Source organism: Burkholderia metallica (assembly GCF_902832845.1).
Taxonomy (GTDB): Bacteria; Pseudomonadota; Gammaproteobacteria; order Burkholderiales; family Burkholderiaceae; genus Burkholderia; species Burkholderia metallica.
In genome coordinates this window covers 115410-129027 of record NZ_CADFDB010000009.1, presented here as the reverse complement: position 1 = coordinate 129027, position 13618 = coordinate 115410, and the positions used below count along the sequence as shown (strand labels likewise).

Sequence of the window (13618 nt, the reverse complement as noted above, 5' to 3'; positions counted from 1 at the left end):
GGGTCGCGAAAGACCGCCATGCGCTGGCCGGCTTTGTCAGGAAGCGGTCGACAGCATGCGGAACCGATCATGCATGCGATGCCCGGTCGTGCACGAATGCCGCACATGCACCGCCGGGTCGCGACAGGGAGAAACCGATGAAGAACACGATCGCGATGCTCGTTGCAGTCGTTGCGAGCGCAACCTTTGCAGGATGTGCCGACATGGATACGAAGCACCCCAATGCCACCGCGGGTGGAGCTGCGACGATTCCCGCGCAGCCGGGCGCCGCGCAGGCGTGCAAGGCGGACGCCGCGCCGGACGACGCGCTGGTCGGCAAGGCCGAGGCCGACGCGGGCGCGCTGCTCGACGGTTGCCTGTGGCGCGTGCTCGAGCGCGACGGCAAGTCGTTGCCGGGCACGATGGATTACCGGGAGGAACGTCGCAATCTCGGCATTCGCGACGGCAAAGTGATCTGGGTGCGGCGCGGGTAACGGATTCGGCCGCCGGCGACGATCGGTCGGGGGCGATGGCGTTCGTGCAGGCGGGAAAATGGGGACGTGCGCGGCGTGGGCCACGCCGTCGCAAGCCCGTGTGTTCGTGAGCGCGGCGCGGGCGCAGCACGACGTTCCATGCAAGAACGGCACCGCCGAGCTGCAGTGGGTCGACGACATGAACGCGCCCGAACTCGAGCCGACGCAGGGGAAGTAAGCGCGATGGCCGAAATCGATCTGAAAAAGGACGCCGTCTCGGTGGAGACGGACCGCGTCAACGCGCAGGTTGAACAGATGTGTCCCGCACGCGAACCCACGCTGTGGGTCAGCTTCCATTTCGACGGCTTCGGCTTCCGCGAGAAGGCCTGCCCGTGCGCTACTTCGAGATATACCAGAGCGCGTCGGTGCTGACGCGCGTAGCCGGCGTGGCCGCGGCCGGCGCCTGGGGCGTCGCGGGCGGCGGCGTGTTCGACGTGACCGCGGTGGGCCACGTAGCCGGCTGGTTCGACGGACTCGACACGGGCGGGGGAGTCGCCGTGCTCGCGGTCGATGCCGATCCAGACGTCGACGGCGTGTTCAGATACCAGAGTGCGTCGGCCGACGCCGTGCGCTTGGCCGGTGCATTCGCGGCCGGTTGTTTCGCGGCGGCCGCCGTGGCAGCCGTCGGCGCGGGCGCACCCGCACGCTGCGTTCCCGTTCCAGCCCCGCCCTGAGCGGTCATCCCCGCCGTCCCCCGCTGCGCGCGCGCCTCGAACGGCCCGAGCTGGAAGATCAACGTTTGCGCGGGACGCGTCAGGACGGCATACGGAAACTGCAGCTCCCACGACATCAGCACGCGGCCGGACGACGTCTCGGTGAAGATCGCCGGCACGTGCTTCATGTCGCTGAACTGTACGTACACCCGCGCGCCGTCGTCGAAGACCTGGGTCGGCTTCGCCTGGTCGGCACCCGTGACCGTCCATCCGAAGTTGTACGAGCCGGCCGGGCCGGCGGGGCCGCCCTGCGGCGGCGGAGGCGGGGACGCCGGCGAGATCGTGCGTGCGCGCGTGACGGGCGGCGCCGACACGCTCAGGCTCGCGAACGGGTTGTACGTCTGCGCCTGTTGCGGCGGCGTGAAGGACGGTGGAAGGATGGGCATGGGAGTATCCGGCGAATCCGGCATGGTCCGGATTGCATCATAGACCTTGCGCGCATACGCGAGGCGCTTGTCGGGCGACGCGGAGTTGTACGCGCCGATCGCGTTCCAGTTGGGGCCGAGCTGGCGGATGTTCTGCGACAGGATCCACGCGCCGACGTATGCGTTCGTGCACGCGTCGAACAGGCTCTCCCGCGTGATGCCTTCGCGCGCGAGCGTCGGCAGCCACGTGCTGTTGATCTGCATCAGCCCGATGTCGACCGTGCCGTTGGTATTCGTGTTGATCGCGTTCGGATTCATCCCCGATTCGACCTGCGCGATGCCGCGCATCAGGCTGACGCTCACGTGCTGGAACGCGGCCGCGTCGTCCAGGCAATCGGCCCGCGCGACGCCCGCGAGCGTGCACGACAGCGCAATCGCCGACGCGATTTTCAGCGTGGCTCGGTGGATCGAACGGGTTGTCTGACGCGGCATGGCAGGATGGGGCGGAATCCGGGCGCCCGGTGCAAGGAAATTACGCAGACGCGAAGTGTGCCATAGCGAACCGTCAAATGGCTCGCGTCAAACTTTCCTTTGCATTTGCCCGTGCGTGCGCCGGCATTCCTGTCGTGCCGGATCGCCGCCCGAGGCGATGCGGGATCGGTAAGAATGGCCGGCATTGTGGCGAATTCCAATGCAATGGCGGCGACCGCAAGCTGACGTATTACGTCAGTTGCGCGTTGAAACCGGCGGAGAACCGGGCGAAAGGGAAAATCGGCCGGCGGCCGAGGGCGGGGCGAAAGAAGGCAACAAAAAAATCGGCGGCCGAAGCCGCCGCATACGCAATGCCGAGTTGACCAGCCGCGCGGTGCGCAGCCGGCCACCCTGCATCAGAAGCGGTGACGCAGGCCGAGGTTGACCATCGTCTGCGAGCTCGTGCCCGCATAACCGTACGACCCGATCGATGCCTGCGCGGCCATCGAGCCGCCGTTGCCGTCGCCGGTCTGGCCGCTCGCGTGCTGGTACGCGGCGGTCAGATAGACGTCGGTGCGCTTCGACAGGGTGTAGTCCGCGCCGGCCGAGACCTGGTGATAGGTCGCCGACGTGTCGCCGCCCGAGCGCGTGTAGCTGTAGCCGACGCCGACGAGCAGCGCGTTCGTCGCCTGGTAGTTCACGAAGCCTTGGCCCGTGTTGTAGTGCTCGTTCGAGCCGAACACCGAGCTTCCATCGCGGCGGTACTGCGCGTTGCTGTAGCCGACGCCGAACGTGAACGGGCCGGCGACGTACTGGCCCGCGATGCGCGCGATGCCGATCGAGTGCGCGCTTGCATAGCCGTTGTTGATCGGGCCGTCGAACGTGCCGTCCGACGAACTCGTCCAGCCGCTGCGCAGCGTGTTCGACGCGGGGCCGTTGGTCGTGTGGAAGTAGCCGCCCGCGACGCTGAACGGCCCGCGGTTGTACGACACGGCGGCCGAATACGAATTCGCGGCGCCGGTGCTGCCGGCGATGCCGCCGAACGAATACATCGCGGAGAACTGCAGGCCCGCATAGACGGCCGACGTGTACTTCACCGCGTTGTCGACGCGAAAGCTGTTGTCGTAGTTGTCGACGTCGCCTGGCGTCGCGAACGCGCTGCCCAGATAGTTGTCGGCGGTGATGCCCTGCACGAGATCGACGAGCGGGTCGTACTGGCGGCCGAACGTGAGCGTGCCGTAGCGGTCGCTCGTCAGGCCGACGAATGCCTGCCGGCCGAACATGCGGTTGCCCTGGCCGAGCCGGCCGTTGCTCGGGTCGAAGCCGTTCTCCAGCTGGAACAGCGCCTTCAGCCCGCCGCCGAGATCCTCGGTGCCTTTCACGCCCCAGCGGCTGCCGGCGAGGTTGCCCGCGCTGCTGTTGCCGAGCATCCATGCGTTGTCCTTGCCCTGCGCGTGGTTCACGTAGGTGATCGACGTGTCGATCACGCCGTACAGCGTGACGCTGGACTGCGCATGCGCGACGGGTATCGCCGCGAACGACGCGAGCGAAATCAGCGAGAGGGTCGTGCGTTTCATGTCATCTCCTTGCGCATTCGTGTGTTCGTGATCCGGAATGGCAGGAGACTACCGAGTCGCTATAAAACGGCAAAAATGAAATTCTCCGTTGTGGCCTGATCCCGACAGGCGTGTTCCGGGAAATTCATTTTTGAGGGATTTGAATTATTGAACGATGCGTATCAATGGGTTGCCATTTTCGCGATTTTTCATCGCGTTTTGCATGGGATGTGATAATTCGGCGCGATTTTCGGGCGAATGGCCGTAATCTCGATATTGTTATCGATCCGTCAAATCATTATTTAACGAATCGAATTGGCCGGCCCGGAGTGGATGTGATATTCGCGTGCGGCGCGCATTCGGCGGACGGGACGCGGCTTGACCCTCCGCCGCCGCAGCGATGTCGCCCGCCCACCAAGACAGCAGCCGCCACCTTACTTTTGTATATAATAATCATTCTCATTTACAAAATCGTTGACGCCTGCGCACTGCGGAACCCGGCCATGTCTGCTGACAAGCTGTCTCTCCATCGAGAAATCGACGTCCTCTACACCGGCCACCACGCGTGGCTGCGCGGCTGGCTGAGCCGGAAGCTCGGTTGCGCGCATCGCGCGGCCGATCTCGCGCACGACACGTTCATGCGCCTGCTGGCGCGCGACGAGCCCATCGGCGCCGACGAGCCGCGCGCATTCCTGACGACGGTCGCGCAGCGCGTGCTGAGCAATCACTGGCGGCGCGAGCAGATCGAGCGCGCGTATCTCGATGCGCTCGCGCTGCGCCCCGAAGCGGTTGCGCCGTCGCCGGAGGAGCGGGCCGTCGTGATCGAGACGCTGCTCGAGATCGACCGGCTGCTCGACGGGCTGCCGCCTGCGGCGAAGCGCGCGTTCCTGCTCGCGCAGCTCGACGGGCTCACGCAGGCCGAGATCGCGCGCGAACTCGGCGTGTCGCTCGCGACGGTGAAGCGCTATCTCGTGAAGGCCGGCACGCAGTGCTTCTTCGCGACGGCGGCCTGACCGATGGCCGCCCCGGGAACACCGGCGGTGCCGCCGCAGGTTGCGCGTCGCGCGGTCGAATGGTGGGTCGAGCGGCAGGCCGGCCGAACCGGCGCAGCGTTCGACGCCGCGCTCGCGCGCTGGCGCGCGGAGGATCCGGTGCACGACGCGGCGTGGCGCCATATCGAAACGATGCAGCGCCGGTTCGGCGCGCTCGCGGCCGGGCTCGATCCGCAGGTCGCGCAGGCGGCGCTGCTGCCGCCGCGTGCGGGCCGCCGCCGCGCGGCCGTGAAGGCGCTGGCCGTGCTGCTGTTCGCGGGCGGCGCCGCGTGGATGGCCGAGCCCGCGCGGCGCGCGGCGATCTGGCCGGCCGACCTGCGCACGGCGGTCGGCGAGCGGCGCACGGTGACACTTGCGGATCGCACGGTCGTCGTCCTCGATACCGACACGGCGCTCGACGTGCGCTTTAACGACGCGGCGCGCCACCTGCACCTGCTGCGCGGCACGATCATGGTCACCAGCGGCCACGACGATCGCGTGCCCGCGCGAGCGCTCGTCATCACGACCGCACAGGGAGAACTGCGGCCGCTCGGCACGCGCTTCGCGGTACGGCAGCGCGACGGCGACACGCGTGTCGAGGTGTTCGAAGGCGCCGTGCGCGTGCAGCCCGGCGCCGCGGCGGCGGCCGACGCGCGCGTGATTGCAGCCGGAGCGGGCGCGGATTTCACGCGCGACGCGATCGGCGCGCCGGCCGCGCTCGACGCGTTTGCGTCCGCGTGGACGGGCGGCATGCTCGTCGCGTCGCGCATGCGGCTGGCCGATCTCGTCGCCGAACTCGACCGCTATCGCCGCGGCAGCCTGCGCTGCGATCCGGCCGTGGCCGACCTGCGCGTGTCGGGCACCTATCCGCTCGACGATCCGCAGCGCGTGCTCGACACGCTGAAGGCGACGTTGCCGATCGACGTTCGTTACCTGACGCGTTACTGGGCGACGGTCGTGCCGGCACGGTCATGAGCGCGCCGAAAAATATTTCCGCCGACCTGAGCTGTTTTCCGACGTTCGCGTGACATGGGTAGTGAAAGCAGCTCCGGCCCATCGTCCACCGACATCCCGATCATGGTTTCCATCCGTCTCACGTATCGGCGCCGTCCGGCGCCTGCCCGACATGTGCCGCGCGCATCGCGCCCGGCCGCACCCGCCGCGCCGGGCCGCCTCGCGCGCCGGCTGGCCGGCGCCGTCCTGGTGTCGGCGCTGCTGCCGCTGCCCGCGTTGGCCGACACCGACGCCGATGCCGCACCGTCCGCGCAGCGCGAGTCGCGCCGCGCGTTCGACATTCCGGCCGGGCCGCTCGAAGCGGCGCTGAACCGGTTCGGCCGCGACGCGGGAATCCTGCTCGCGTTTCCGGCCGAGCTGACGGCCGGCCTGACGAGCGGCGGCGTGCAGGGCCGCTTCGATGTCGATGGCGCACTCGAGCGCTTGCTGGCAGGCACGGGGCTCGTCGCGTTGCGCCAGGCGGGCGGCGGTTACACGCTCAAGCGCGCAAGCGGTCCGGTTGCGCCGCCCGTGGCGGCCGGCATAGCGACGGGCGCCGAGTTGCCCGCGATCGATGTGCGCACCCGCGCATTGCGGGCCGAAAGCTATCGCGCGCCGAAGGACGCGGGCGTGCTGCGTTCCGACATCCCGCTGCTCGACACCGCGCAGGCCGTCAACATCGTGCCCGCGCAGGTGCTGCGCGACCAGCGTCCGCGCAATCTCGACGACGCGCTCGGCAACGTGAGCGGCATCACGCAGGGCAACACGCTCGCGGGCACGCAGGACACGATCATGAAACGCGGCTTCGGCAGCAACCGCGACGGCTCGATCATGCAGAACGGGATGCCGCTCGTGCAGGGCCGCGCGTTCAACGCGGCGACCGACAGCGTCGAGGTGCTGAAGGGGCCGACGTCGCTGCTGTACGGGTTGATGGACCCGGGCGGCGTCGTCAACGTCGTCAGCAAGCAGCCGCAGCTCGCACGCTACAACGCGATCTCGCTCGGCGCGTCGACGTTCGGGCATGGCAAGAACGGCGGCAGCGCGACCTTCGATTCGACGGGGCCGATCGGCGATTCGCGGCTCGCGTACCGGCTGATCGTCGACCAGTCGAACGAGCAGTACTGGCGCAACTTCGGCGAATACCGGCAGACCTTCGTCGCGCCGTCGCTCGCGTGGTACGGCCGCGATACGCAGGTCGTCGCGTCCTACCAGTACCGGAAATTCCATACGCCGTTCGATCGCGGCACCGCGCTCGACCCGCGCACCAACGCGCCGCTCGACATTCCCGCGCGGCGGCGCATCGACGAGCCGTTCAACAACATGGACGGCGAATCGCACCTCGCGCAACTGAGCGTCGATCACCAGTTCAACGCGGACTGGAGCGCGCATTTCGGCTACAGCTACAATCGCGAGACCTACGACGCGAACCAGTTGCGCACGACGGGCGTCGATCCGGTGAAGGGCACGATGACGCGCAGCAACGATGCGACGCACGGGTCGCTCAGCACCGACAGCTACGGGATCGGCTACGTGAACGGCAAGCTGACGCTCGCCGGGATGCGGCACGACGTGCAGGTCGGCTTCGACACCGAATACCGTCGCATCTACCGCAAGGACATGCTGCGTCAGGCGGTGAAGACGCCGTTCAGCTATGTCGATCCGGTATACGGCCTGCTGCCGCCGTCGAGCACGGTGTCCGCGAGCGACAGCGACCAGACCGACACGCTGCACGACGCGTCGGCGTTCGTGCAGGACACGATCCACCTGACCGACAAGTGGATCGTGTCGGGCGGGCTGCGCTACATCACGTACAACCAGGTCGCGGGGCGCGGCCGGCCGTTCGTCGCGAACACCGATCTCAGCGGCTCGAAGTGGCTGCCGCGCGCGGGCGTCGTGTACAAGTGGACCGACACGTTCTCGCTGTACGGCAGCTATTCGCAGTCGCTGAAGCCGTCGTCGTCGATCGCGCCGATGACGGGCTACATCATCGACGGCGCGACGCCGCCCGAGGAAGCGACCGCATGGGAGGTGGGCGGCAAGCTCGACCTGCCGGGCGGGATGACGGGCACGCTTGCGCTCTTCAACATCGACAAGAAGAACGTGCTCGTGTCGCAGTACAACGACGCAACCAAGCTGACCGACTGGCGCACGTCGGGCAAGGCGCGCTCGCGCGGCGTCGAACTCGACGTATCGGGCAAGCTCGGCGAGCGCGTGAACGTGATCGCGAGCTACGCGTACATCGACGCGAAGACCACCGAGGATCCGCTGTACGCGGGCAACCGGCTGTGGAACGTCGCGCGCCACACCGCGTCGCTCGCGGCCGTCTACGACTTCGGCACGGTGGCGGGCGGCGACGACCTGCGCATCGGCGCGGCGGCGCGCTACGTCGGCGCGCGGCCCGGCGATTCGGCGAACAGCTTCACGCTGCCGTCGTACGTGCTCGCCGACGCGTTCGCGACGTACGACACGCGGATCGGCAAGCAGAAGCTGTCGTTCCAGCTCAACGTGAAGAACCTGTTCAACCGCACCTACTACCCGTCGAGCGCGAACCGCTACTTCGTCGCGATCGGCGACGCGCGCCAGGTGTCGCTGCTCACCACGCTGCAGTTCTGACCACGCAATCGCCGCGCGGCCGTCACGGCGGCGCGCGGCTTCGGAGACGATTCAGATGAACCGGAACATGAAGACCGGCGCCGTGCGCGCCGTTGCCGCCGATGCACGACGTCGCGCGCTGCGCACGATCGCAGGCGCGGTGTTCGCGATCGGCGCGGGCCTCGGCGCAGGGGTCGCCGCGCCCGCAGTGGCGGCCGATGCGCCGCCGGCCGTCACGCGCGTCGCGATGCTCGTGCAGCTGCGCGGCCCGAACCTGGAAGTCGACGAACGCATCGGCCGGCATCTCGGCGAACGCGGCTACGCGGTGCGCCTGATCGACGAGTCGGCCACGCCCGATGCGGCGCGCGACGCCGACCTGGTCGTGATCTCGTCGACGGTGTCGTCGAAGAACGTGCGGCCCGGCTGGCGCACGCTCGACAAGCCGCTCGTCACATGGGAAAACGACCTGCTCGACGATCTCGCGATGACGGGCAAGCGGCACGACGTCGACTTCGGCGAGACGGGCAAGGAGCGCTACCTGTGGCTCGTCAATGCGCCGCATCCGATCGCGGCCGGGCTGCCGGCCGGCGCGACGAACGCGTACGGCAAGCAGGCGCCGATGAGCTGGGGCAAGCCGGGGCTCGGCGCGATCACGATCGCGACCGTGTACGGGCAACCCGACAAGGCCGCGATCTTTGCGTACGAGAAGGGCGCGACGATGGACTACGAAACGCTCGCGCCCGCGCGCCGCGTGATGTTCTTCCTCGACAACGACACGTTCACGAACCTGTCGCCGGCCGGCGTCGCGCTGTTCGATGCGGCGGTGGACTGGGCGGCCGGGCGGCGCTGAGCTGCCACGCGGCGATTACGCGGCCGGCGACGGCGAACGCCGCCGCGATGCTGCCTCGATCAGCTGCGCCAGCGTTTGCGCGGGCTCCGACATCGTGCGCCGCGCGCGATGCACGAGCCCGATGTCGCGGTGGAACGTGTGATGCCCGAGATCGATCGCGCGCACGCCGGCCGGCCAGCGGCGATACACGGCGGTCTGCGGGACGATCGCGACGCCGACGCCGTTCTCGACCAGCTTGACGATCGCATCGAGCTCGTCGAGTTCGCAGGTGTCGCGCACCGCGATGTGCATCTTGCGCAGGAAGCGGTCGACCTGGCGCCCGCCGAACGACGCGCGGTCGTAGCGCACGAACGGCTCGCTCGCGAGCAGGGCGGCCCAGTCCTTGCCCTTCACGCCGCGCGGCACGATCAACCGGAACGGTTCCTGTGCGAGCGTCGTCCAGTGCAGGTCGCTCTGCAATGCAAACGGCGGCCGGATGATCGCGGCCATGTCGATCTCGCCCGCGTCGACCCGGTTCACCAGCTCGATCGACAGCCCCGGAATCACGCGCGTGCGGCATGCGGGATGCACGCGATGGAAATCGGCGAGCGCGGCCGGCAGCAGCGCGCTCTGCACCGACGCGATCGCGCCGATCGTCACGCGCACGGCGGCCGGCGAGCCCGGCGCGGTCGAACTCAGGTTCTCGTACAGGCCGATCAGCGCCTGCGCCTGATCGAGCACGTGATGACCCCTTTCGTTGAGCCGCGCCGATCGGCCCTGCCGGTCGAACAGCGCGAAGCCGAGCTCGGCTTCGAGGCGCTGCATCTGCGCGCTCACTGCCGCCTGCGTGAGCCCGATGCGATTGCCCGCGGCGGCGAAGGTGCCTTCCCGGGCGACGGCGACGAGGGTTTTCAGTTCGCGGATCATTCATCATTTCCGTTTGTGAATGACGCAACTATATATTGATTTAATTTTTGATAGACCTTGACTACCATGGTGCGGTCCTCGCGCCACGCGAGCGTTCCCATCCGAGGCAATCATGAGTCTTTCCCCGTTTCACCTGGCGATTCCGGTCCACGACCTGCCGGCCGCGCGCGATTTCTACGGCCGCGTGTTCGGGCTCGAAGAAGGGCGCTCGAGTGCGCAGTGGGTCGATTTCAACTTTTACGGGCATCAGCTCGTGATCCACGAACATCCGAAAACCGCATCGCAGGAAGCCGCGCATACGAATGCGGTGGACGGTCACGACGTGCCGGTGCCGCATTTCGGGATCGTGCTCGACTGGCCGAGCTGGGAAGCGCTGGCCGAGCGGCTGCGTTCGTTCGGCGTGACGTTCGTGATCGAGCCGTACGTGCGGTTCCAGGGGCAGGTGGGCGAACAGGCGACGATGTTCCTGTTCGATCCGTGCGGCAATGCGCTCGAATTCAAGGCGTTCCGCGACATCGGCCAGTTGTTCGCGAAGTGACCGGCGGCGCGGTCGGCGCCGATTGAAATTGGGTGCGAGAATGCGGGCTGCGGCCCGGTTGCGCGCAGGTGCGCCGTCCGGCGCCGCGCCGCGCCGTACGGCATCCGTTCGTGCGTGCCGTTCTCCAAGGAACCCGTATGGACAGTCACATCGCTCCGGTCGAGCTGAAGAAAGCCTACCGTCTCCTCAATCACGGCCCGACCGTGCTCGTGTCGGCCCGCCATGACGGCGTCGACAACGTGATGGCCGCCGCGTGGGCGTGCGCGCTGGACTTCCTGCCGCCGAAACTGACGGTCGTGCTCGACAAATCCGCGAAGACGCGCGAGCTCGTCGAGCGCAGCGGCACGTTCGTGATCCAGGTGCCGACGGCCGCGCAATTGCAGCTCACGCACGCGGTCGGCAGCCACAGTCTCACGGAGCGGCCCGACAAGCTGCGCGAAGCGGGCGTCACGCTGTTCGACGTCGCAGGGCACGACCTGCCGTTCGTCGCCGGCTGCTCGGGCTGGCTCGCGTGCAAGCTGATTCCGGAGCCGCACAACCAGCAGGCGTACGACCTGTTCATCGGCGAGGTGGTCGCCGCGTGGTCCGACACGCGCGTGTTCCGCGACGGCCACTGGTATTTCGAATCGGCCGATCCGGCGCTGCGCAGCCTGCACTACATCGCGGGCGGCAATTTCTATGCGATCGGCGAATCGCTGCACGTCGACCCGGACGCACAGTAAGCGCCGGGCGGGCGACCGGTCCCGCCGATCCGGGCGCGCGGGTCACGCGCGCTTTTTCAATTCCGTCAGCATCGTTTCGGCGAACGCCTGCGCGACGCGCGGCAGCGTGCGCCCACGCTTCGCGACGAGCGCGATCGGCCGCACGAACGCGGGGTCGTCGATCGGCTTCATGACCAGCTCGGGCTCGGCACGCACCTCGCGCGCGGTCGCCGGCAGGATCGTCACGCCGAGGCCGCCGCGCACCATCGCGACGGCCGTCATCATGTAGGTCGGTTCGCACGCGATGTCGGGCGTGCAGCCCGCCGCGCCCAGCGCGGCATCGACGACGCTGCGCACGCTCGTGCCCTGCGCGGTGAGCACGAGCGGCACGGCCGCGACGTCGGCGGTGCTCACGCGGCGCTTGCGCGCGAGCGGATGATCCTTCGGGCACACGGCGACGAGCCGGTCGGCGCCCGCGTACAGCACCTCCAGCGACGCATCGAACGTGTCGCCGCCGGTCAGCCCGAGATCGGCTTCCTCGTTACGCACGAGCGCGGTGACGAGGCTCGCGACGCCGTCGCGGATCTCGAAGCCCGCGCGCGGCACGTCGCGCCGGAACGACTGGATCAGCTCGGGCAGCAGGCTCGACGCGAAGGTCGGCAGGCACGCGAACCGCACCGTGCCGCTCGTGCCTTCACCGAGCGCGCGCGCATCGCGCAGCACGCGCTCCATGTCGTCGAGCGAGCGCTGCAACAGCGGCAGCAGCTCGCGCCCGGTCTGCGTGAGCGCGACGCTGCGGCTGTTGCGGTCGAACAGGCGCGCGCCGACGATTTCTTCGAGCCGGCGGATCTGCACGGTCAGCGCCGGCTGCGACAGGTGCAGCCGCGCGGCCGCGCGCGTGAAGTTGCCGGCCTGCGCGACGGTGACGAACGCGCGAATGTCGCGAAGATTCAGATCCATAACGGCTCGTGATTGCTGCGATCAAATCATTTCAATTGTGCTATCGCTGCGCCGACCTTACGCTCGTCTCCAATAAAAGACAAGGTAGGAGACACGGATGCTGCCGTTACTCGGGCTTGGCACGATCGTCGTGCTGCTGGCCGCGATTCTGTCGAAGCGGATGTCGCCGCTCGTCGCGCTGATCCTCGTGCCGATCGCCGCGTCGCTGATCGGCGGCTTCGGGCTGCACACCAGCAAGTTCGTCATCGACGGGCTGAAGGGGCTCGCGCCCGTGGTCGGGATGTTCGTGTTCGCGATCCTGTATTTCGGGACGATCACCGACGCCGGCACGCTCGACCCGATCATCGACCGCATCCTGCGCGCGGTCGGCACGCGGCCGACGCGCATCGTGATGGGCACGACGCTGCTCGCGCTGCTGATTCACCTCGACGGCTCGGGCGCCGTCTGCTTTCTCGTGACGATTCCGGCCGTGCTGCCGCTGTACGACCGGCTGAACATGGACCGGCGCGTACTGGCCGCCGCCGTGTCGATGGCCGCGGGCATCAACTTCCTGCCGTGGACGGGGCCGATGATCCGCGCGTCCGCGTCGCTGCACCTGCCGGTGTCGGCGCTGTTCAATCCGCTGATCCCGGTGCAGGCGATCGGGCTCGTGTTCGTGTTCGGCGTCGCGTACTGGCTCGGGCGGCGCGAGGAGAAGCGGCTCGGTCTGTCGCGCGACGATGCGTCGATCCCGCTGCCCAAGCGCGAACTGACGCCCGACGAGCAGGCGCTGCGCCGGCCGCACCTGTTCTGGTTCAACCTCGTGCTGACGCTCGTCGTGCTCGGCACGATGGTCGTGATGGGCGAGAAGATTCCACCCGCGATCATGTTCATGGTCGGGCTGTGCATCGCGCTGATGGTGAACTACCCGAACGTCGATATGCAGCGAAAGCGCATCGACGCGCATGCGCGTGCCGCGCTGATGATGGCCGGCATCCTGCTCGCGGCCGGCGTGTTCACGGGGATCATGCAGGGCAGCGGGATGCTGAAGGCGATGGCGCAGGCGGCGGTCGGCTTCGTGCCGCCGTCGATGGCCGGCCACATCCCGGTGGCGCTCGGCCTCGCGTCGATGCCGCTCAGCATGCTGTTCGATCCCGATTCGTTCTACTTCGGCGTGCTGCCCGTGATCGCGGAGGTGGCCGGCCAGCTCGGCGTGCCGGCCGTGCAGGTCGGGCAGGCCGCGTTGCTCGGCCAGATGACGACCGGGTTCCCGGTCAGCCCGCTGACGCCCGCGACGTTTCTCGTCGTCGGCCTGTGCGGGATCGAACTGGCCGAGCACCAGAAATTCACGTTTCCGCTGCTGTTCGGCGCGTCGATCGTGATGACGATCGCATGCGTCGTGCTGGGCATCTTTTGATCATTCGCGGCGGGGCGATCCGCCGCACGACGGT

Annotated in this window: 14 protein-coding genes; 10 read left to right on the top strand and 4 right to left on the bottom strand. The window is 68.2% G+C overall.

The genetic code is table 11. The features are described from left to right. The first annotated feature begins 137 nt into the window (after positions 1–137). Together HWX08_RS24005 and HWX08_RS24000 are read left to right on the top strand one after the other, a co-directional pair. Complete coding sequence (locus tag HWX08_RS24005; RefSeq protein ID WP_174922288.1) at positions 138–473, top strand: hypothetical protein; 336 nt, start codon at positions 138–140, stop codon at positions 471–473. 58 nt (positions 474–531) lie between these two features. Next, on the top strand, positions 532–690 hold the full coding sequence (locus tag HWX08_RS24000; RefSeq protein ID WP_174922271.1) for a hypothetical protein: 159 nt from the start codon (positions 532–534) through the stop codon (positions 688–690). A 159-nt stretch (positions 691–849) separates the two neighbouring features. On the opposite strand, the gene HWX08_RS23995 is transcribed toward HWX08_RS24000, so the two are convergent. Then, positions 850–2082, bottom strand: coding sequence for a lytic transglycosylase domain-containing protein (locus tag HWX08_RS23995; protein WP_069256360.1), 1233 nt, complete (start codon positions 2080–2082; stop codon positions 850–852). Positions 2083–2159: 77 nt separating this feature from the next. On the opposite strand from HWX08_RS23995, the gene HWX08_RS23990 reads away from it, so the two are divergent. After that, positions 2160–2444 carry a hypothetical protein gene (locus tag HWX08_RS23990; protein WP_174922289.1) on the top strand — a complete coding sequence of 95 codons (285 nt, stop codon included), beginning with the start codon at positions 2160–2162 and terminating at the stop codon, positions 2442–2444. Positions 2445–2477: 33 nt separating this feature from the next. Here HWX08_RS23990 and HWX08_RS23985 read toward each other — a convergent pair whose 3' ends face one another. Further along, a complete protein-coding gene (locus HWX08_RS23985) occupies positions 2478–3638 on the bottom strand; it encodes a porin (RefSeq protein WP_069256361.1) in 1161 nt (386 codons plus the stop codon). A gap of 482 nt (positions 3639–4120) precedes the next feature. Here HWX08_RS23985 and HWX08_RS23980 point away from each other — a divergent pair, with 482 nt between their 5' ends. The 4 genes from HWX08_RS23980 to HWX08_RS23965 are packed head-to-tail and all read left to right on the top strand — an operon-like array spanning position 4121 to position 9083. Continuing rightward, positions 4121–4630, top strand: a complete 510-nt coding sequence (locus HWX08_RS23980) for a sigma-70 family RNA polymerase sigma factor (RefSeq protein ID WP_174922290.1) — start codon at positions 4121–4123, stop codon at positions 4628–4630. A gap of 3 nt (positions 4631–4633) precedes the next feature. Continuing rightward, complete coding sequence (locus HWX08_RS23975) at positions 4634–5623, top strand: FecR domain-containing protein (protein ID WP_174922291.1); 990 nt, start codon at positions 4634–4636, stop codon at positions 5621–5623. A gap of 54 nt (positions 5624–5677) precedes the next feature. Beyond that, positions 5678–8254 (top strand): TonB-dependent siderophore receptor, encoded by a 2577-nt coding sequence (locus HWX08_RS23970; protein WP_174922292.1) that lies wholly within the window; start codon positions 5678–5680, stop codon positions 8252–8254. Positions 8255–8309: 55 nt separating this feature from the next. Next, on the top strand, positions 8310–9083 hold the full coding sequence (locus tag HWX08_RS23965; RefSeq protein ID WP_174922293.1) for a hypothetical protein: 774 nt from the start codon (positions 8310–8312) through the stop codon (positions 9081–9083). 15 nt (positions 9084–9098) lie between these two features. Here HWX08_RS23965 and HWX08_RS23960 read toward each other — a convergent pair whose 3' ends face one another. Further along, positions 9099–9989: a LysR family transcriptional regulator gene (locus HWX08_RS23960; RefSeq protein WP_069256366.1), complete on the bottom strand. Its 891-nt coding sequence runs from the start codon at positions 9987–9989 to the stop codon at positions 9099–9101. Positions 9990–10101: 112 nt separating this feature from the next. Here HWX08_RS23960 and HWX08_RS23955 point away from each other — a divergent pair, with 112 nt between their 5' ends. Both HWX08_RS23955 and HWX08_RS23950 read left to right on the top strand, forming a co-directional pair. Next, positions 10102–10527, top strand: coding sequence for a VOC family protein (locus tag HWX08_RS23955; RefSeq protein ID WP_069256367.1), 426 nt, complete (start codon positions 10102–10104; stop codon positions 10525–10527). Between the two features lie 137 nt (positions 10528–10664). Beyond that, positions 10665–11249, top strand: coding sequence for a flavin reductase family protein (locus tag HWX08_RS23950; RefSeq protein ID WP_069256368.1), 585 nt, complete (start codon positions 10665–10667; stop codon positions 11247–11249). A 42-nt stretch (positions 11250–11291) separates the two neighbouring features. Here HWX08_RS23950 and HWX08_RS23945 read toward each other — a convergent pair whose 3' ends face one another. After that, positions 11292–12188 (bottom strand): LysR family transcriptional regulator, encoded by an 897-nt coding sequence (locus tag HWX08_RS23945; protein WP_069256369.1) that lies wholly within the window; start codon positions 12186–12188, stop codon positions 11292–11294. Positions 12189–12285: 97 nt separating this feature from the next. Here HWX08_RS23945 and HWX08_RS23940 point away from each other — a divergent pair, with 97 nt between their 5' ends. Further along, positions 12286–13584, top strand: a complete 1299-nt coding sequence (locus HWX08_RS23940; protein WP_069256370.1) for a CitMHS family transporter — start codon at positions 12286–12288, stop codon at positions 13582–13584. Positions 13585–13618 lie beyond the last annotated feature (34 nt).

Bases quoted from the DNA above. Each gene is read 5' to 3' on its own strand.
- HWX08_RS24005 (WP_174922288.1), top strand. From the start codon at position 138: ATGAAGAACACGATCGCGATGCTCGTTGCAGTCGTTGCGAGCGCAACC.
- HWX08_RS24000 (WP_174922271.1), top strand. From the start codon at position 532: ATGGGGACGTGCGCGGCGTGGGCCACGCCGTCGCAAGCCCGTGTGTTC.
- HWX08_RS23995 (WP_069256360.1), bottom strand. From the start codon at position 2,082: ATGCCGCGTCAGACAACCCGTTCGATCCACCGAGCCACGCTGAAAATC.
- HWX08_RS23990 (WP_174922289.1), top strand. From the start codon at position 2,160: ATGGCTCGCGTCAAACTTTCCTTTGCATTTGCCCGTGCGTGCGCCGGC.
- HWX08_RS23985 (WP_069256361.1), bottom strand. From the start codon at position 3,638: ATGAAACGCACGACCCTCTCGCTGATTTCGCTCGCGTCGTTCGCGGCG.
- HWX08_RS23980 (WP_174922290.1), top strand. From the start codon at position 4,121: ATGTCTGCTGACAAGCTGTCTCTCCATCGAGAAATCGACGTCCTCTAC.
- HWX08_RS23975 (WP_174922291.1), top strand. From the start codon at position 4,634: ATGGCCGCCCCGGGAACACCGGCGGTGCCGCCGCAGGTTGCGCGTCGC.
- HWX08_RS23970 (WP_174922292.1), top strand. From the start codon at position 5,678: ATGGGTAGTGAAAGCAGCTCCGGCCCATCGTCCACCGACATCCCGATC.
- HWX08_RS23965 (WP_174922293.1), top strand. From the start codon at position 8,310: ATGAACCGGAACATGAAGACCGGCGCCGTGCGCGCCGTTGCCGCCGAT.
- HWX08_RS23960 (WP_069256366.1), bottom strand. From the start codon at position 9,989: ATGATCCGCGAACTGAAAACCCTCGTCGCCGTCGCCCGGGAAGGCACC.
- HWX08_RS23955 (WP_069256367.1), top strand. From the start codon at position 10,102: ATGAGTCTTTCCCCGTTTCACCTGGCGATTCCGGTCCACGACCTGCCG.
- HWX08_RS23950 (WP_069256368.1), top strand. From the start codon at position 10,665: ATGGACAGTCACATCGCTCCGGTCGAGCTGAAGAAAGCCTACCGTCTC.
- HWX08_RS23945 (WP_069256369.1), bottom strand. From the start codon at position 12,188: ATGGATCTGAATCTTCGCGACATTCGCGCGTTCGTCACCGTCGCGCAG.
- HWX08_RS23940 (WP_069256370.1), top strand. From the start codon at position 12,286: ATGCTGCCGTTACTCGGGCTTGGCACGATCGTCGTGCTGCTGGCCGCG.